This is a genomic window from Nocardia sp. AB354, assembly GCF_049538315.1.
In the GTDB taxonomy this organism is placed as follows: domain Bacteria; phylum Actinomycetota; class Actinomycetes; order Mycobacteriales; family Mycobacteriaceae; genus Nocardia; species Nocardia nova.
Genome location: NZ_JBMVFU010000046.1, coordinates 1 through 16883 on the forward strand (window position 1 = coordinate 1; position 16883 = coordinate 16883).

The 16883-nt window shown below is 64.3% G+C and carries 14 protein-coding genes and 1 pseudogene; 10 read left to right on the plus strand and 5 right to left on the minus strand.

The window, feature by feature from the left end; translation table 11 throughout:
• The first annotated feature begins 752 nt into the window (after positions 1-752).
• The 6 genes and pseudogenes from ACPCUW_RS34580 to ACPCUW_RS34605 all read left to right on the plus strand — a co-directional run bounded on the left by ACPCUW_RS34580 (position 753) and on the right by ACPCUW_RS34605 (position 7645).
• Positions 753-1007, plus strand: coding sequence for a hypothetical protein (locus tag ACPCUW_RS34580; RefSeq protein WP_423429591.1), 255 nt, complete (start codon positions 753-755; stop codon positions 1005-1007).
• A gap of 992 nt (positions 1008-1999) precedes the next feature.
• Positions 2000-2799, plus strand: a protein-coding gene (locus tag ACPCUW_RS34585; protein WP_423429592.1) for an IS5 family transposase whose coding sequence is annotated in 2 segments (ribosomal slippage) — positions 2000-2330 and positions 2330-2799 — 801 coding nt in all. Because the reading frame shifts where the segments join, the coding sequence is not laid out codon by codon here.
• A 274-nt stretch (positions 2800-3073) separates the two neighbouring features.
• The gene (locus tag ACPCUW_RS34590; protein ID WP_423429594.1) at positions 3074-3451 is read left to right on the plus strand and encodes a MerR family transcriptional regulator; all 378 of its coding nucleotides are present in this window, start codon (positions 3074-3076) and stop codon (positions 3449-3451) included.
• 645 nt (positions 3452-4096) lie between these two features.
• Positions 4097-4543, plus strand: coding sequence for a hypothetical protein (locus ACPCUW_RS34595; RefSeq protein ID WP_423429596.1), 447 nt, complete (start codon positions 4097-4099; stop codon positions 4541-4543).
• A gap of 737 nt (positions 4544-5280) precedes the next feature.
• Positions 5281-6495, plus strand: a complete 1215-nt coding sequence (locus ACPCUW_RS34600) for an IS110 family transposase (RefSeq protein ID WP_423429598.1) — start codon at positions 5281-5283, stop codon at positions 6493-6495.
• A gap of 7 nt (positions 6496-6502) precedes the next feature.
• A pseudogene (locus tag ACPCUW_RS34605) lies at positions 6503-7645 on the plus strand (IS3 family transposase).
• Between the two features lie 227 nt (positions 7646-7872).
• Here ACPCUW_RS34605 and ACPCUW_RS34610 read toward each other — a convergent pair.
• The 3 genes from ACPCUW_RS34610 to ACPCUW_RS34620 are packed head-to-tail and all read right to left on the minus strand — an operon-like array spanning position 7873 to position 10549.
• Positions 7873-8769 (minus strand): SDR family oxidoreductase, encoded by an 897-nt coding sequence (locus ACPCUW_RS34610; protein WP_423429599.1) that lies wholly within the window; start codon positions 8767-8769, stop codon positions 7873-7875.
• Positions 8766-9959: an FAD-dependent monooxygenase gene (locus tag ACPCUW_RS34615; RefSeq protein ID WP_423429600.1), complete on the minus strand. Its 1194-nt coding sequence runs from the start codon at positions 9957-9959 to the stop codon at positions 8766-8768. The genes ACPCUW_RS34610 and ACPCUW_RS34615 overlap by 4 nt, the downstream gene beginning before the upstream one ends.
• Positions 9956-10549, minus strand: coding sequence for a TetR/AcrR family transcriptional regulator (locus ACPCUW_RS34620; protein WP_423429602.1), 594 nt, complete (start codon positions 10547-10549; stop codon positions 9956-9958). The genes ACPCUW_RS34615 and ACPCUW_RS34620 overlap by 4 nt, the downstream gene beginning before the upstream one ends.
• 348 nt (positions 10550-10897) lie before the next feature.
• Between ACPCUW_RS34620 and ACPCUW_RS34625 the strand changes: the two genes are divergently transcribed.
• Positions 10898-11923, plus strand: a complete 1026-nt coding sequence (locus ACPCUW_RS34625) for a molybdopterin-dependent oxidoreductase (protein WP_423429603.1) — start codon at positions 10898-10900, stop codon at positions 11921-11923.
• Between the two features lie 45 nt (positions 11924-11968).
• Here ACPCUW_RS34625 and ACPCUW_RS34630 read toward each other — a convergent pair whose 3' ends face one another.
• Positions 11969-12136: a hypothetical protein gene (locus ACPCUW_RS34630; RefSeq protein WP_423429604.1), complete on the minus strand. Its 168-nt coding sequence runs from the start codon at positions 12134-12136 to the stop codon at positions 11969-11971.
• 402 nt (positions 12137-12538) lie between these two features.
• Here ACPCUW_RS34630 and ACPCUW_RS34635 point away from each other — a divergent pair, with 402 nt between their 5' ends.
• A complete protein-coding gene (locus ACPCUW_RS34635; protein WP_423429610.1) occupies positions 12539-13306 on the plus strand; it encodes a 5-methylcytosine restriction system specificity protein McrC in 768 nt (255 codons plus the stop codon).
• A gap of 797 nt (positions 13307-14103) precedes the next feature.
• Here ACPCUW_RS34635 and ACPCUW_RS34640 read toward each other — a convergent pair.
• Complete coding sequence (locus ACPCUW_RS34640; protein WP_423429605.1) at positions 14104-14817, minus strand: site-specific integrase; 714 nt, start codon at positions 14815-14817, stop codon at positions 14104-14106.
• A gap of 382 nt (positions 14818-15199) precedes the next feature.
• Here ACPCUW_RS34640 and ACPCUW_RS34645 point away from each other — a divergent pair, with 382 nt between their 5' ends.
• A complete protein-coding gene (locus ACPCUW_RS34645) occupies positions 15200-15529 on the plus strand; it encodes a trypco2 family protein (RefSeq protein ID WP_423429607.1) in 330 nt (109 codons plus the stop codon).
• Positions 15522-16883 (plus strand): S1 family peptidase (locus ACPCUW_RS34650; RefSeq protein WP_423429608.1); only part of this gene is annotated, 1362 nt, incomplete at its 3' end. The genes ACPCUW_RS34645 and ACPCUW_RS34650, both read left to right, overlap by 8 nt.

Here is a 16883-nt window from a genome sequence, read left to right on the forward strand (position 1 = left end):
ACGGTGATCCGGTCCACCACGTCCGCGAGATCCTCACCCCCGGAACCGCTCACCACACACTCCCCGATTTACGAACCGCCGATACGCAACCACGCCCGCAGCTGCGCACCTCGACCTCGGGAGGAGCAGAAGCAATAGGCCCCCACCAGGACAGGCCAGCGCCGTGGCGTCGAGTTGGATCAGGGCGCGCTTGGCCACGCTGTCGGTGAGTTCGGCCGGGGCGCTGGTCGTCGGCGCGATCCCGCGGCGGCCCAGCCACTGTTCGGGCAGCGCATCCGCCGCGCCACCGGCCGCCCCCGCCCCGGCGGCGAATCCGGCTGATTTCCGGTCGAATTCTTCTCGGTGGCCGACGGCAAGCTGATATGCCCTTCCCCCAGTATTGATACCATCGCCCCGCCATAGGCCGATCGTTGCGGCACCGCGGGCCACCTGCGGCGCAGAATGAACTGCTGCGGCCCGAAACATCTGTGCAGCAATGTATATCGGCACCGTCTTCCATGCGTTCTCCAGCGCCGTGTCGGTCGCCTCACGGGTCAAAACCGCCTGCGAGACGGCGGTCACTCCCACAGTGAGAGGGGCGGAGGTCAACGCGGAATGATCCGGGCTCATTACGCTCGACGACGACAACTGGTTGCGGCAATCCTGGACAGGATGCAATGAAGACACTTACGGCTCCCGGAGACGCACAATAACCTGTTGTCCCGGAGCGGAATTGGCGCTGACCGCCGCCGAGGACAGACAAACTGAGGAAGATGACGCAGAGACATTACGACGGCGACGGTGCAGGGACGACTGCTGCGTCGGACATTTCTGATACCGTTTGCGACATTCCACTGTTCCGCATCGTCGGGGTCCAATCAACAATGGCGGCCGGCAGCATGTGCTGTGAGCACCGTCAGCGTCTGGCCATCGGTCGCGTCGACGAAGCCTTACCATCCGCCCCTCGTCGCATCCAGTACCTTGAATGTCTGCTGCGGCTCTCGCCCGCGCTGCCTGCAAAGCCGTAGCCTTCCTGCTGCGGCAAAACTCATCACTCAGTTGCCCTCGCTGTAACGATGGCACATTTCGACCGGCTGCGGGACCGCAGCGCGACGCCACCTGCGGAGCTGTTCATGCCTTTCATTTACCCACCGGCTGCTATCAAGACGGCTCCCCAGTCGGGTCTCCGACATCGACCGCGTGAGGTGTCTGCGCACATGTACCTCATTGCACCGCATCCATTCCCACTAACAAGACGGGTACGCGGACTGGCTGCGGGGCTCGACCGCCGAGACCCACGGCCCGGCGCACCGCCAGTCTTTCCTCATGCCCTTACCAAAGGAAAGAGGTCCCGGACGGTTGTCTTCGCTACGCAAGCCGACGATACAGTGAACCCCTTCCTGCCGGTCTGTGAACCTTGCGCACGTCGGGTGTCACAGCAGCGGCGTCCCCCTGCACTCCATATGGGATGGCGGTACGGCAATACCTCACAACAACGGGGCGTGCAATGAGCTCTCCGGCAACACCGATGACGAACGTTCGACGGCGACCCACCGATAAACCGTCAGTGCGCAAGATGGTCGGCGTCGGGCGGTGGCCCGCAAATCAATCATGGTGCGTTCGCTACCGGACCGCCGATGACTTGCATGGCTGGCGTTATTACGAAACATGGTCCGACGCCATAAATTTCGCCACCCAACCGGCAACCTACGAACGTAAACAACCCTCGTGACCCCCGGCCGGTCGCGCTCAGCTCGACAGCAGCGAGCTGATCCACACACTCGCGTAGACGCCCCCACAGCGATTTCAAATACTCTGCAGCCGACGCACCGGACACACGCGGCAGCTACTCAGTCGGCCAACTCACCGGCCGGCGCAGTCGCACCGCTGTGCGGGCCAGCGCGACGAAAGCTGGAGTACAGGTACGGACGGATTGGGCAAAACGTTCGCGCGCACTTAGAGCTCCTAACAGGTTCAGTCGAGTGGCGTCGGATTCTGTTGCAGTGCAGTATGTTTCGTTGTGGCAGCACCGTGGATTGTGGATGACGAGTTGTGGGCGGTAATCGAGCCGCTACTGCCGGTGAAACCGGCAGGGACGCCGGGACCGGCGCAGATGGATTCCCGTCTGGTGCTGCAGGGGATCTTGTTCGTGCTGATCACCGGGATCGGGTGGGAAGACCTGCCTCAGGAACTCGGGTTCGGGTCCGGGATGACTTGTTGGCGCAGGTTGCGGGACTGGCAGGCCGCCGGGGCGTTCGAGAAGATCCATCAGGCCGTGCTCACCCGCGCCCACGCCGCCAGGTTGATCGACTTCGACCGGGTCTTGGTCGACGGCTCGCACGTGCGGGCGAAAAAAGGGGCGCCGCAACAGGTCCCAGCCCGGTCGATCGCGCCAAGACCGGTTCCAAGCACCACATCCTGACCTGCGCGAACGGATTCCCGCTCGCCGTCGCGCTGTCCGCGGCCAACGTCAACGACCACCTGATGCTGCCCACACTCCTCGATCGGGTGAAGCCACTTCGCGGGCGCGCCGGCCGACCCCGCCGCCGGATCACCACCTTGATCGCGGACAAGGGATACGACTACCCCAGCGTGTATTCCGAACTGCGGCAGCGACGTATCACCGGCTACATCGCCCGTCGCGGCACCCGCGACAAGGTCACCGCCGGCCGCTGGATCGTCGAACAAACCTTCGCCCTGCGGCACCAGTACCGACGACTGGCCATCCGATGGGAACGACGCACCGATATCCACCACGGATTCCTCGACCTCGCTACGGCGCTGATCTGCTGGCGACGACTCAGCAACCGAACCCGATAGGAGCTCTTATGTCCCCGACGCTGATCGGAAAATCGAAGAGCTGGAAAACTCCGCCACAAACTGCGCCTTCTACGTCAGTCGGTCGGAGATCCTGCCGGCATCGAACATCACCGTCATCCGGGCGCGTGCAAGATGAGGAATGGACTGATTCTCAGTGGGGTGCACCCGCAAGATCTGACACGGGCAAATAGATCTGGAATTCATCGGCTGTAGTGGTTACTCGACCACGGTCTCTTGAATCTCGTCTACGCATCAGGAAGGAAGTGATGTCCGAATGAAGATCGGAGAGGTGGCGCATAGCCTTGGCGTCGCACCGCATGTCCTGAGGCACTGGGAGCGAATGGGAGTCGTGGTTCCTGACCGCACGCCGTCGGGCCATCGCGACTACAGCGAACAACATATCTGCCGCTTGAGCGTTCTGCGGACCTGCCAAGCCGTCGGGATGAGTTTGTCGGAGATCCGGCAGGTTCTGGACAAGGATGAATACGAGAGGGTTGGCGCTGTAAAGCGACAGCTCCGGCGAATCCGGGCACAACGAGTACAGCTCCGGGAAGCCGAGCGATTCCTCCTGCACGTCATGAACTGTGAGCGAACACTGCGAACCGCGTGCGGCACTTGCATGAGATACGCTGCACGCCTTCCCCTTCGGTAGCCAGCGATGCATGCCCTGCAGGCCGGCGCGCGAGACTTATCACTACACGCCGTCGATGTAGAACGGCTGTCGAAGCCTCGCCGCGTGCGCCACGGCGGGCCGCCGGCAGCGACCTGGCGCTCCGGCTAATCGCGGGTCGGCCATTGCGGTCCAGTCTCGCCATATCGGTGCTGAATCATGTCCAAACCGGCATGCACCTGCATTCACTAGCGGCGTCACGAGCGAAGGCCTTTGTCGCAAACGGTTTCTTGTCGCAAACGGTGTCGAAGATGTCTGACGGCATGCTGGCCTCAGCGGAGATCCGTCCTTACTCTTTTGGCATGTTTTCTCGTTCGCTCGGTGGCAATGGATTGACCTGCGACGGTTGCTCGGCTTCGATAGTTGACAAAAACGCACGGTTTGCGCATGTGCAAATGTCGTTCCGCAGCATCGTCTGATTATTTCGAGAGGCAAGTCGCATCATTGCTGTGCGGTAGTTCGGCGAGCTAATTTGTCGCTCTTCCCCTACGGCGTGTCTATGGCAGCGGGAGGCTAGCGCTGAGTGCAGCGACCGACCCTTTTACGCTCAAATGGCCCGTACTGCGGAAAAATGAACACTGTTATTCTCGCTCGTCGAAAAATGCTACATTCAAGGAGGAATGAAAGATGAATTATCGATTCTCTCGCTTCTGCCGTCGTGGGTTGGTAGGAGCGGCGGTAACGCTGTCCGCTGCTATTGCACCTCTGCTCTCGATGCCCACTGCTGCGGCCGCATCGACCCCGGCCGGCGCATGTGGGTCGGGGTTCCGTGAGATAGATCACCATGATTTGCCGAACGCAACGATATATCTGCTCTACAACGACAATGATAATTGCGTGGTTACGTGGAAAACGAAATACCTCGGAACGGCCTCGGAGACGAATGCTTCGATCGAACTCGCCGGCCAGCGGTCGACAGCAGTATCGGACTCAGGAAAGTATAAATACTATGCTGGGCCTGTCAAGATTGCTGCAAAAGGAAAATGCATCCAATGGGAGGGGGAAGCGCAGCCACCGGGCACCGTGGCGACTATCGAAAACTATTGGAAATCTCAAGCTAGCCACTGTGGCTAGCAACGAGCGGGCGGCCCGGCATAACTTCGGTCGACCGGTTGGTGTGACTATCTTCCGCGGTAGAAAGGATGCGGCTAATGGCCCGCGCATACGAAGGCTCGGCCGCTGCGATGTGGATTGGTGCCAGAGGTAATATCGACCTGCGGTGAACTCCGATCAGGCAGGAGGGGCAACTTGCCGGATAGAAGGGCGGCGGGCCGGATGCTTCCGACCGCAGCTCACTCAATGTAATCACCAGCCGGTGGTTAACCGGCGATATAAGCCTTTGACCATAGCTTGGTGGAACAGGGCAGGCAGTTTCGTGAACACATCGTAGTGCGCGGCTACCAGACCGAAAAACCGCGATCTCCACGTATCGAGCGTCACCGCGACCCAGAAGAACAGACCCGCCCGCGTACTCGCTGGCGTGAAGAAAGGTGAAAACCAGGTGGCCTGTTCTCGGTGAATGCGACCGCCCGGATTTAGAGTCCTGTTGGCCCTGGTAAGGGGCCAGAAGGGACACTGAGAACCATGGCAGGACCCTAAGTTGATAGGGGTCCGGGTCATCCACCCGGACGCCCGGCCCGGCGGGGTGTGGCTTATGTGCAGGATGTCGATGTGATGGCTCTTTGCGACTTGCCGCCCCGCCGGTCTGGACACTCCGGCCGCTGATTGAGAGCTGTTGCGGATCATCGCTGTTTAGGGACCTGCCGGCGGGGTCGTCCACGGGCTCGAGCAGCGATAACGGGAGTGGATCAGTGGCTGAGGGCCTCGAAATCTGGGTCGGGATCGACGTCGGTAAACAATCGCATCACGCGTGCGCGGTCGACGTCGCAGGTGAGGTGGTGTTCAGCCAGAAAGTCGGCAACGACCAGCGTGCGATCGAGCAGCTGATCGCTCGTGCCGGTCGCGCCACCACCCAGGTGCGGTGGGCGGTCGACCTGACGGGCCCGCTGGCGATGATGCTGCTCACCGTGCTGCTCAACGCGGGCGAATCGGTCGTCTACGTGCCCGGCCAGGTCGTGAAAACGATGAGCCAGGGATTCCGTGGTGAAGGAAAAACCGATGCCAGAGACGCACGGGTGATCGCCGAAACCGCCAGAATGCGAAGGGATCTCACCGATGTCACGATCCCGGACGAGCTCGTCGCGGGGCTGACACAGCTCACCCGATACCGCGCCGATCTGATGTCCGACTGGGTTGCCGGAATCAATCGGCTGAGAGCGCAGTTGGGGTCGATCTTCCCGGCGCTTGAGAGAGCCCTCAACTACTCGACCCGCGGACCACTGATCCTGATCTCGGCGCTGTGCACGCCGTCAGAGATCACCAGAGCCGGAATCGATGGCATCACAACTCATTTGCGCGAGCGCGGGGTGAGACCTTCCGGGATCGCGAAGCTGGCTGCGGCCGCTCTCGCTGCGGCGAATGCTCAGGACGTTGCCCTGCCCGGTGAGCCGGACGCGGCGGTGTTGATCAAACGTGCTGCGGGCAAGCTGCTGGATCTGGATCGGGAGATCAAGGCCGCCGACAAGCTGATCGCGCAACGGTTCCGTAGCCATGCGTGGGCCACGATCATCGAGTCGATGCCTGGTATGGGCCCGGGGCTCGGTGCGGACTTCCTCGTCGAAACGGGAGGCAGCCTCGTGGGATTCGGTTCGCCGGGACGTCTGGCGAGCCACGCCGGCCTGGTCCCGGTGCCGCGTGACTCCGGCCGCGTCACCGGAAATCTACGGCGCCCGACACGCTACAACCGTCGGCTACGTCGCGTTTTCTACCTCGCCGCGATGACGAGCCTCCGGATCGTGAATGGCCCGTCCAGGCGGTTCTACGACCGGAAAAGGTCCGAGCGGCTCATCCATCCGCAAGCGGTGATGGCGCTGGCCCGGCGCCTCGTCGACGTGCTGTGGGCTCTGCTACGAGACGGACGCGAATTCGTCCTCGAACGAGTGGGATCCGACGCGGCCGCGGCTTGACAAGTTCATTGAGAGTCGTAAGCGGCATTCCGCCGAAGAGATCGTGCGGAAGCTGCGCCGCGCCGACGAACTGGCCGCCGCGGGCGCTTCGGGTGAGGAGATCGCCGCCGACCTGGGGATCTCGGCAGCGACGTTGTACAACTGGCGGCGCCAGTACGGCGGGATGGACACCGACGCCGCCAAAAAGCTCAAGGAACTGCGCGAGCAGAACGCGAGGCTCGAGCGGCTGCTGGCCGATGCCGAACTCGAGAAAGACGCGTTGCGGGACATCGCGCGGGGAAACTTCTAGGCCCGGCGGCCAAGCGGCGGGCGGTGGACATGCTCTTGCAGGTCAAGGGCATGTCCGAACGGTTCGCCTGCAAGGTCGTCGGGGTCCATCGGTCCACGTTCCGGCGGCTGCCACTCGACCAAACCCCGGATGATCCCGATGCCGGTGCCAGGGCTTGGCTGCGCGAGTACGCGCGCAAGAACCCCTGTCACGGGTTCCGTCGGGCGTGGGCGGCGTTGCGGTGACGGCGAAGGCCACCGGGTCAACCGCAAACGGGTCCACAGGTTGTGGAAACAGGAGGGCCTGTAGGTGCGGACGCATCACCGGCGCAAACGCGTCGGGTCCTCGTCGGTGCCGGCGGTCGTCGCTGACGCACCGAAGACGGTGTGGGCGTTGGATTTCCAGTTCGATTCCACGGTCGATGGTCGGGCGGTGAAGATCGCGTCGGTGGTCGATGAACACACCCGGGAGTCGCTGCTGCACCTGGTGGAACGTTCGATCACCGGGGAGAGACTCGTCGCCGAACTCGCGCGGGTGTTCGCTGCTCGGGGCGTCCCGAAGGTGCTGCGATGCGACAACGGCCCGGAAGTGATTTCCACAGCGCTGCAACGCTTTTGCGCCAACAGGATCGGAATCACCTACATCCCACCCGGCACACCCTGGAACAACGGCTACATCGAATCGTTCAACCGCCGGTTGCGCGCCGAGTGCCTCAACCGCAACCACTGGACCTCCCTGCTCGAGGCCCGCGTGGTCATCGGTGACTTCAAATCCGACCACAACCTGCGGCACCGGCATTCAGCGCTGGGCTACCGGACGCCGGCCGAGTACGCTGCGGCCTGCAACCACACCCACCACCCGGTGGACTGCGGGATCAACTGAACCGAGGAAACAACCCGGGCTCTACTACCGGGTGGTCGCATTATCAGGGACTGGCCACTGCGACCAGTATGGTGTCGGCGGGGCGTCTACGCCTGCGACGTGGGAGGGGGCGACGGTGGCGGTCACTGTCGTGCTGGTTCTGCCTACTCAATCGACTCGGCCGGTCCGGGCCGGTCGTGCGGGCGGACAGAATATCTAGGCGGCCAGGCCGGGCGCTCATTGAAGCCTCAATATTTCGACGGTTGGTCCGGCGGGGTGACTTTATCGTCGGCAGGGCTGGATGTCGCCGCCCGTTGGTAGTAGTCGGCGATGTGTCGTCGGCCGGTGGCCGGGGAGGTCACGTCGTGTGTGAGCACAGTGAGCGGGAACTCCACGACGCCATATACGCGAAGTGGGGTCAGTCGGCGCATCAGCACCAGGCCCGACTTGAGGAGCCCGGCAGGGATGCGGGTGATGCGTGGGGTGGTGCCTAGTGCGTGGAAGGCTTCCTGAGCGATCTGCTCATGTGTGAGCACGTCCGGGCCGCCGAGTTCGATCTCGCTGGCGTCTGTATCGAGGGCGTCGGCGGCTGCAGCGGCGACGTCGGCACCATCGATGGGGTTGATGCGGAAGTGGCCGTTGCCGAAGACGTAGACGCGGCCCTTGCGGGCCATATCGAGATACTCGTCGAAGTCGGAGAAGAAGCCGTTCGGGAACAGGATCGTGTGCGGCATCCCGGAGCTGCGCAGGTCCCGTTCGAATGCGCGTTTGGCTTGGGTGAGTTGGAGTTTCTCCAGGGCGGGTGCGTGAACCACCGAGGAGTAGACGAATTTGCCGACTCCGGCTCGGTCGGCCTCTTCCAGCAGGTTCCGGTTGGCCCCGTAGTCCACGTCCCAGCACGTCTTCCTGCTCTTTTTGCCCACGAGCCCAACGGTGCTGACGATCGCGTCGATGCCGTCACAGCAGCCCGCGAGTGCGTCCCGGTCGGTGGCATCCGCCGTGAACACGTCGTCGACTGCATCGCGGACGGGCGCCAACCGCGCGGCGTCTCGGGCCAGCGCCCGGACATAATGCCCGCGGTCCTTCAGCTCCCGGACGATATGCCTTCCCAGATAGCCGGTTGAACCGGCGACGAAAACCCTCATTGCGCTGTCTCCTTCTTGTTGTCGGGTGAGGTTGGCAGGATGCTGCTGGTGTCGCCGAAGCCGAAGCGCAGCAGCGGAGCACAGGCATCTCGCAGGACGAGCCGAGTAACCATGCGCTGGACGCTTCGGCCGGCGCGCGTGGCCGGAACCAGCCCGCGAGCGAAGGCGCGGGCGCGGCGCTGGCGCTCAGTGACGAAAGGCCGCAAGCGCGCCTCGTACGCGGCAAACGCGGCTGTATGGTCAAAGGGGTGGGCCTCGAGTGCCTTGGCGAGCAGGTAGCCGCCGGCCATGGCAACCGAAGCGCCCTGGGCGGAGGTGAGGGTCAGTGCTCCGCAGGCGTCTCCGATCAGCACAACACGGCCGCGGTGCCAGCCGGGCAACTCGATCTGGGTGAGGGTGTCCATGAAGAAGCCGTCATCTGGGGCATACGCGAGCAGCTCGGGGGTGTGCCAGCCAGAGCCGATGTAGGCCGTCCGCAGCCGGGCTCCGCGCTCGGACCGCGGAATACTGCCATGCGGCCGGGCCCGGTAAAGGAACAGCGCGATCGAGGTACCGGCCGTGTCGGTCGGATACAGAACCGTCTGGCGGCCGGGCTCGGTGAAGTGTGCTCGTATGTCGGTGAGTCCGGTGATGTCCGGCACGGGATAGCAGGCCATGCTGAAGCCGAGGTGGCGGGCCCACCACAGCTCGGAGCCGAAGACGAGCTCGCGAGTGCGCGAGTGCACACCGTCCGCGCCCACGAATGCGTCGAAGCTCCCCTGAGTGCCATCGGCGAAGGTCACCTCCACGCCGCCGTCGCTTTGCTGCACCTTGCCGACGCTCTGCCGGTAACGGACCTCGACCATGTCGCGCACGGCGTCGGCGAGGACTTCCTCGAGGGTTGTGTGCATCAGCGCGAGGTACGGGCCACGCAGGACCTTCTCAGCCAACGGCCGGTTCAGCTGTGCGGTGATCCGGTCGGCGGCGTCGACGAAGGCGACCGGGCCCACCCGCAGCTGGCGCGCGGCGAGCTGGTCGAGGATACTCATACGGTCGGCGATGGTGTAGCCGGCGCCGGAAAGGTCGATGCCGTAGCCGCCCAGCGGGCCGGCTTGGGCACGCTCGACGACGACGGGCGTGTGACCCGTCTGACACAGCCAATAGGCGCAGGTTAGGCCAGCAACGCCACCGCCGCAGATCAGCACCCTCATGAACGGTCTCCGATCAGATCGCCGAGCGCGGCCAACGCATCGTCGACAGGCAAAGACGCGTCCAGCAGCTGGTGCAGCATGAGCCCGTCCAGCAATGCGGCGACGACGGTGGCCGCGCCGGTACGCCTGGCCTCGGACCACGACGGGTAGAGCTCTCCGAACCGCTCAATGATCCGCGCTCGTGCCTGGCGCAGCCCGTCGCGCAGAACCTCGCCCAGCGCGGGGTCGTGCAGGGCGCCTGCCATCAGCTCCACCGCCAGTCGCATTGTCTGGCTGTTGCTGGTGGTGGCTGGAACCAAGTTGCGGATGGCGTCCAGAGTGGCGTGTGGGTCCTGGCCCGCGAGGAGGGCATCGACGACCGGGGTGATTACCTCATCGCCTGCCTTCCGGGCGATGGCCGCATGCAGGCCGGGTAGGCCGCCGAAATGGTAGTGGATGAGCCCCATGTTGGTACGAGCGCGCTCCGCCACCGCTCGCGCGGTCACCGCCGGCCAGCCGCCCTCCGCCAGCAATGCGATGCCCGCATTGATCAACTGCTCACGACGGCGCTGGCCGCGAGCTGAAGTTGCTCGATCGACTAAGTTGGCCATACGGCCAAGTGTGGCACAGTGCCACCCCTCTGCCAAGCCGTGGCCCCGAGGGTGCATTACAGCCAGTTTGTGAACGATGGACCTGAGTGTGCTTCTACGTCGTCACGCGTGATGCCAGCCGCACCGCTGAGCATGGCGCGGCTGACGCAGAACACAGGGGCGGTTGTTCACACTCAATCCCGGCCCAAGGCGGCGGCCGGGATTGCGGTTGGGCACGTGCCTGCTGCCTCCATCTAAGGAGTTCCGCCGCAAGGTGCTGGACCTGATCGCTGCCGATCGCCCGGTTGCGCAGGTAGCGTCCGATTTGAAATCAGTGACCAGACGATTTAGGTCTGGCGGAAGCAGGAATTGATCGATACCGGCCAGCTGCCAGGCGCGACCCGGCTGGAGCACACTGAGCTGTCGGCGGCGATGTCACCTTCCATGCTGGCTCGATTTCCCTGGTACGGAAAACTCTTCGGCGGCAAGCAAGGCGCGCGCAGCATACATTTCCTCGGGCTGTGCGCCTTCGCCGGATTCGTCGTCGCGCACGTACTGATGGTGATCGTGCACAGCATCCCCGGCGAGTTCGCCAAAATCGTGCTGGGTTCAGAAGACGCGAACCACACCCTGGCCACCATCGTGGGATCGCTCGGCCTGCTGACCATTATCGTGTTCAACGTCGCCGCGACGGTATTCTCGCGCCTGCAACCCCGCCGGACGCAGCGATTGCTCGGCGTGGTGGTGCATCCGTTCGAATACCTGATCTCCCGGATGGCCAGAACCTCCCGCCAGCGCTACCACCGACGCGACATCTCCGAATACCATCGCGTCAACGGATACCCGCCCACCACAGAAGATTACGAGACACTGGCGGCCGCAGGATTCGGAAACTACCGGCTGCCGATCGGCGGTCTCGTCGCTCGGCCACAGCGACTCTCGCTGCCGGAGCTGGCGGAAATCGGCTGGCAACGACAGATCACCAACCACAACTGTATTCAGGGCTGGAACGCGATCGCCGAATGGGGTGGGGTGCCAATGGTCGATCTCATCGATCACGTCCAACTCGCCGACACAGCAACCCATGTCGTGTTCTACGGAATGGGCGGCAAGGGACTCACCGAGGGCCACGGCCGCTACGGCCACTACTACGAGGCGGTGCCCATCGAAATAGCCAGGACACCGCAAGCCCTGCTCGCTTGGGAAATGAATCGAGCGCCGCGACCTGTCGAACACGGCGCACCCGTCCGAATCCGCCTGGAAACACAGCTGGGATACAAGATGGTCAAATGGGTCAAAGCGATCGAGTTCGTCGACGACCCGACACGAATCGGCATGGGGCAGGGCGGATATCGCGAAGACCAACTCTTCTACGCCAACGCACCCAGCATCTGATATCGCTCGACACCGCACAGTAGGACCCCACACAATCTCCGGAGGTCACGCAGCAGTGCGCTGGTGCTGGCAATGCAGCAGTTCGTCGTCGGCGACGCCGGGTCCGCGTCCGCACAAGACTGCGGCACGTGCGGCCGCGACCTCCCACACGTCGGCCGGGTCGGGCGGTGAGGCATCGGCGGATGCACCCCACTGGCCCGCGAACTGGTACACCTGACCACCGAAACCATCCGATCGACCGGCCCGCAGCCACAAGCAGTTTCCGAAGGCCTTCGACGGTTGCGCGCCATCTGGTCTACGGACGTCGGACGGCACTCAGCGGCGGTCGAGGGGGAGTGGCAGCCCAGTCCGAGAAGCTCTTTGCAAGGGCGACCGGCACTGCCGGCGCTGCCCGACTGCGATCCTGGCCGGTGATCGCGACGCCGACTTGCTCGACGCAATCGCTGAGGTCCTGGTCGCAGAAGTCGAACGCCGGCTCCGCAGCCAACTCACCCTCCACTATCGTCGTGCCAAAGCTGATCTGACTCGTGTACGCGGACGCGTAGACCACCTGCGAACCACCACACGACGACTCATCGACGAAGGCGAGTCGCCTGCACCTTCGACGAACTCAGCATCGACTCGCCTCGAAACCGGTTCATCGCCATCACACTCACAACTGCGGGACGACAAGTGCAGTCCCGCAAGCTATCCCACCGATGCGCGGCAGCATCGTTCACGATGCAACGCCTCGGAGTAGACCCGCGCACCCCCACACGGGCCCAGCTATCCGCAGACAGGCTGGGTCGACGCGATGCCTCGGATCGACGCATGCTCGACGCAGCCCATCTCGTCCACGACATGGCACTGCCTACTCACCAGGCCGGGCAGCAACTCGTGCCGACCCTGATCGAAGACGACCACAAATACCGAATACTGTTCGAAAAAGCGGTCCGAGGATACTTCAGGCACACCATGGGACCTGCCGGCTGGACGGTCGGAAGTACTCACCTGACCTGGCCACACACCGACGGCGACTCCGGCGCAGACCGACTGCCACGCCTGGAGACCGACACCGTCCTACGCCATACGGCGACCGGCCGACAGATCGTCATCGAAACCAAGTTCACGGACGCTCTCTACGAAAGCCGTTCCGGCACAACGAAAATAGACCGGAACTACCTCTTCCAGCTCTATGCATATCTCATGTCTCAAACCGGTGTGGGAAACCCGTCCGCCGACACCGCGGAAGGCGTCCTGCTGTTCGTCGCAGCCAACGGCCGCGAACCGATCAACGACACCGTCCACATACAGGGACACAGAATCCGTTTCCTATCCGTCGACTTGACCGAAACGCCGGACCTGATACGCCGACGATGGCAACTTGTAGTCGGATCGGGCTGACAGACGCGAAAACGCGCCCGACGGTGAACGCACGCTCAACCCGACAAAACTTACAAACTGTCGGTAGATAGCTTCGGCGTCAGTCACCGAGCGTGCACCGAGAACGACCACAGTTCGCTTCGCTTCGCCTGCAGCGCCGCAACGCGTAGCCCCGGCAGCGCGCCGCCCCGCAAGTGTGCGCGATACGGGTTGACCAGCGTGCACAATGCTGAGGCGAATGATCCGTCGCGCGCGATCGAGACGCCGCGACGACGCTTACGGGCTTGCCGGCGTCCAGTCGGAGGGGTTCCGAAACGGACAACAATTCCGCGACGTCCTGTCGACGTTCTGTAGGTCCACGGAGAATCGGTGATCGGCCGCTATCGGCAGCCCCAATCCAGTGGTTCATGCCATGCCAAATGCTGCTGACCTGCGGTTCAGTCCATTCTGTCGCCCCTGTCAACCAACCATCCGGACGACCCGCGGATCGCCTATCAACACATCGATCGCATCCTTCGATGCTACTTATGACCGGTTGGTTTTGTCCGGCGAAGCGGCGCGACCTGCGGATTCGTGGTTGTTGGTGAGTGTCGCCGGTTGCTGTTTGTTGCTGTTTGTGGACCTGTGACGTCCTGTGGACGTCCTGATACAGACGTCGTTTGCCCATGTGCAGTGCCATTTTCGAGATGTTTCGCGCCGACACCTGAACCGTCCGTGAGGGTCGATTCGCCGGTTTGACCGCTTTGGCTGGCGCGCAATGTTCGCTACGGATATATGCGCATCTAAACATTAGTCATCAACTGTGTCGGCGCACGTCGTCAACGTGCGGCGGCGGATCGGATGAGTCTGCGCCGTGGACGGCTCGTTGAACCGGAAGAATCCGCGCGGCAACCATATTCGCTCCAGACCGGAAGGCTGCGCTTGGCGCTCGCTGTAGATCGGCCGCGAGGGCCAAGCGCTTTACGCTTGTATTCGGCCGCGAACGCCTGCATGCCGTCGGGCACCTGCGCGAGCCAATGAGCCATGATCGCGCCTTCGAGGGCTTCTCGGCTCAGCGGCATCGCGACCAGCTTGTTGGCAGAGTGATCCAGCAGGGCGACCACCGCTGAGCCAGGGCTGTCACGTGTGAGGCCAATCCGGTCGGCGGCCGGCGCCGGGCGCGGGAGGGATTTGGGCACGGTGATGGTGCCGACCTTGTCCATCGGGTCGGCCGGCATCCGGTCGTGGCGCACCGCCCACCGGCAGAACGCGGAGACCGCGGCGCGCTTGCGTTTTCGCGTCGCCGGCGCGAGATCGGAGATTTCGGACACGAAGGCGCGCACCGGATCCACGCTCATCGCCGCCAGGTCGCCGTCGACGTGCTCGGCGAAGGCGGTCAGGTCGCCGCGGTAGGCGCAAATCGTGTTCGCCGGGGTGTTCATGTTGCGCAGATCGGTGAGGAAGTCGGCGATATGCAGTTCGATCGGCACCACGACCTCCGGGTGGCCGACGGTGACCTCCGGATCGTCGCCCACGTCGGTGCCGCTGCGCACGCTGGTCTCCCCTCGATCGGCAAAGTTGCCCGATAACCCGGAAACGAACACGGCACGGCGGAATCAGTTCGGGCAGCTCGGATTCGGCGGTTCTACCGCTAGTTGCCCGATAACCGTAGTTATCGGGCAACCCCCGGCCATGGGGGCACCCCCCGCTGCGCATCAACGGCGTCGGGGTGGACATGACCTGGGAGCGGCCGGGCGCGCTGACGCGCTGGTCGCGGTCGAGGACCCGCGGTCTCTGTTGACCGCGACGGATCAGGCGCATTGTTGCGAGGTCTTTCTCGGCCAGTTGTATAGCGTTTGGCAGCGCGACACTGCCCCTACAGGCGATCCTGGAAGTGGCCACTTGGAACGTGACATCTCGACGAAGGGAAGTCTCGTGAGTGACGAGCCCGAACGTTTGGGGTTGAGCGACGCGATCGAGTCGGTGCGGTCGGAGTTGCAGGAGGCCTGGGCCAGGGGGCAGGGACAGTGGGTGCAGTTCGGTATCGGGCAGGTCTCGCTGACGTTGACGGTGGTGGCGGGCCGCAGCGTGGGGGGAAGCGGCAAGATCCGCTGGTGGGTGGTCGAAGCCGGCGCTGAAGGACACCTCGAGCGTGAGGCCACGCAGACGCTCGTGCTGACGCTCAACCCGTTTCTGCAGGACCCGAAGACCGGCCGGAGGGGGCCGATGCAGGTGACCGGGAACCAGGAAGAGCCCGGTGGCTGAGGACACCGCGACGCTCGGCCGAGTGCTCGCGGACCGGGTGGTGGAGGTGTGGGCTGAGCCCCACCAGGCCGGTGCCGGCATCGCGATCGGCTCCCGCGGGGTGCTCACCGCCCGCCACGTGATCGCGGATGCCCTGCCGTCGGGGAGGATCCTGGTGCGGATCGTGCCTACCGGGCGGTTGCCGACGTCGGTGCCGGAGTTTATCCCGGTGGCGCAGGTGTGGGATGACGCGGTGTGGGATCTGGCGGTGCTGCGTGTCGACGATGCCCGCTGGCCCGAGCCGGGGCCCCCGTCCCCGGCGGTGGTGTGGCTCGATGCCCGGCCTGAGCCCGAGTGCCATGCGGTGGGGTTCGCCCAAGCCGATGTCCAGACCGACCCGCACGGGGTGACGTTCCGGCAGACCACCGCGGTGCTCGGTCGGCTGCTACCGGCGGGTCAGGCGCGTCCGCCGGTCGATCCGGCTCGTCCGTTGCCGCGGCGGTGGCTGCCGCTGGATGTGCAGAACGATCCACCGGAGCTGCAGGCAGGCTGGGGCGGGATGTCGGGGGCGGGGGTGCTGTTGCCGGACGGGCAGCTGGCTGCGGTGGTCACCGACGCCGGCATCTCGGCCGGGAACCGGACACTGTTCGTCGTCCCGCTCGCCGACGCGCTCGCCGACAGCCACGCTTTGGTCACGGCCCTGGCACAGGTCAGCGGGACCGGGCCGGTGGTGGTGCAGATACGCGACGCGGCCCGCAACCGCGCCGATCTTATGCCCGACACCCTGGCCAGGACGGGTGCGCCGAAAGCGGTGAGCGAGCAGGAGCTCGACGCGTTCGGGGTCAAACCCGCCGCCCGCCTCACCGGGGAGGACTCGTCGTTCTTCTCCTACGTCACCCGCGACGACGACACCACACTGCGCCTGGCGGTGCAGCACGCCGCGCAGGTCGCCGGTTTGGGACAGGCCCGGATGCTGCTGATCGTCGGTGCTTCTGCCTCGGGTAAGTCGCGCTCGGCCGCTGAGGCGGTGCGCTGCATCGAAGCCCTGGCCACGCGGCTGCTCTTGCGGCCGAAGGGCGGCGCGCACCTTGAGGCTCTCGCTGACTGGCCGGCGCAGGAACTGGCGCAGGCGGTGGTGTGGCTCGACGACGTCGCACAGTATGCCCATCCCGGCTTCGCTGCCACCGTCGGTGGCCTGCTCGAGGCGGGGGCGGTGGTGGTGGCCACCATCCGCCGAAACGAACTCGACGCGCTCACCCCCTCGGGAGACCTGCAGAACCCGTTCGCTCAAGCGCTGACAGACGAGGAACTGGTCCAGCAGATCCCCTGGCGGCGGAGCTGGAGCACGCAAGAGCAGGACCGGGCCCAGACGGTG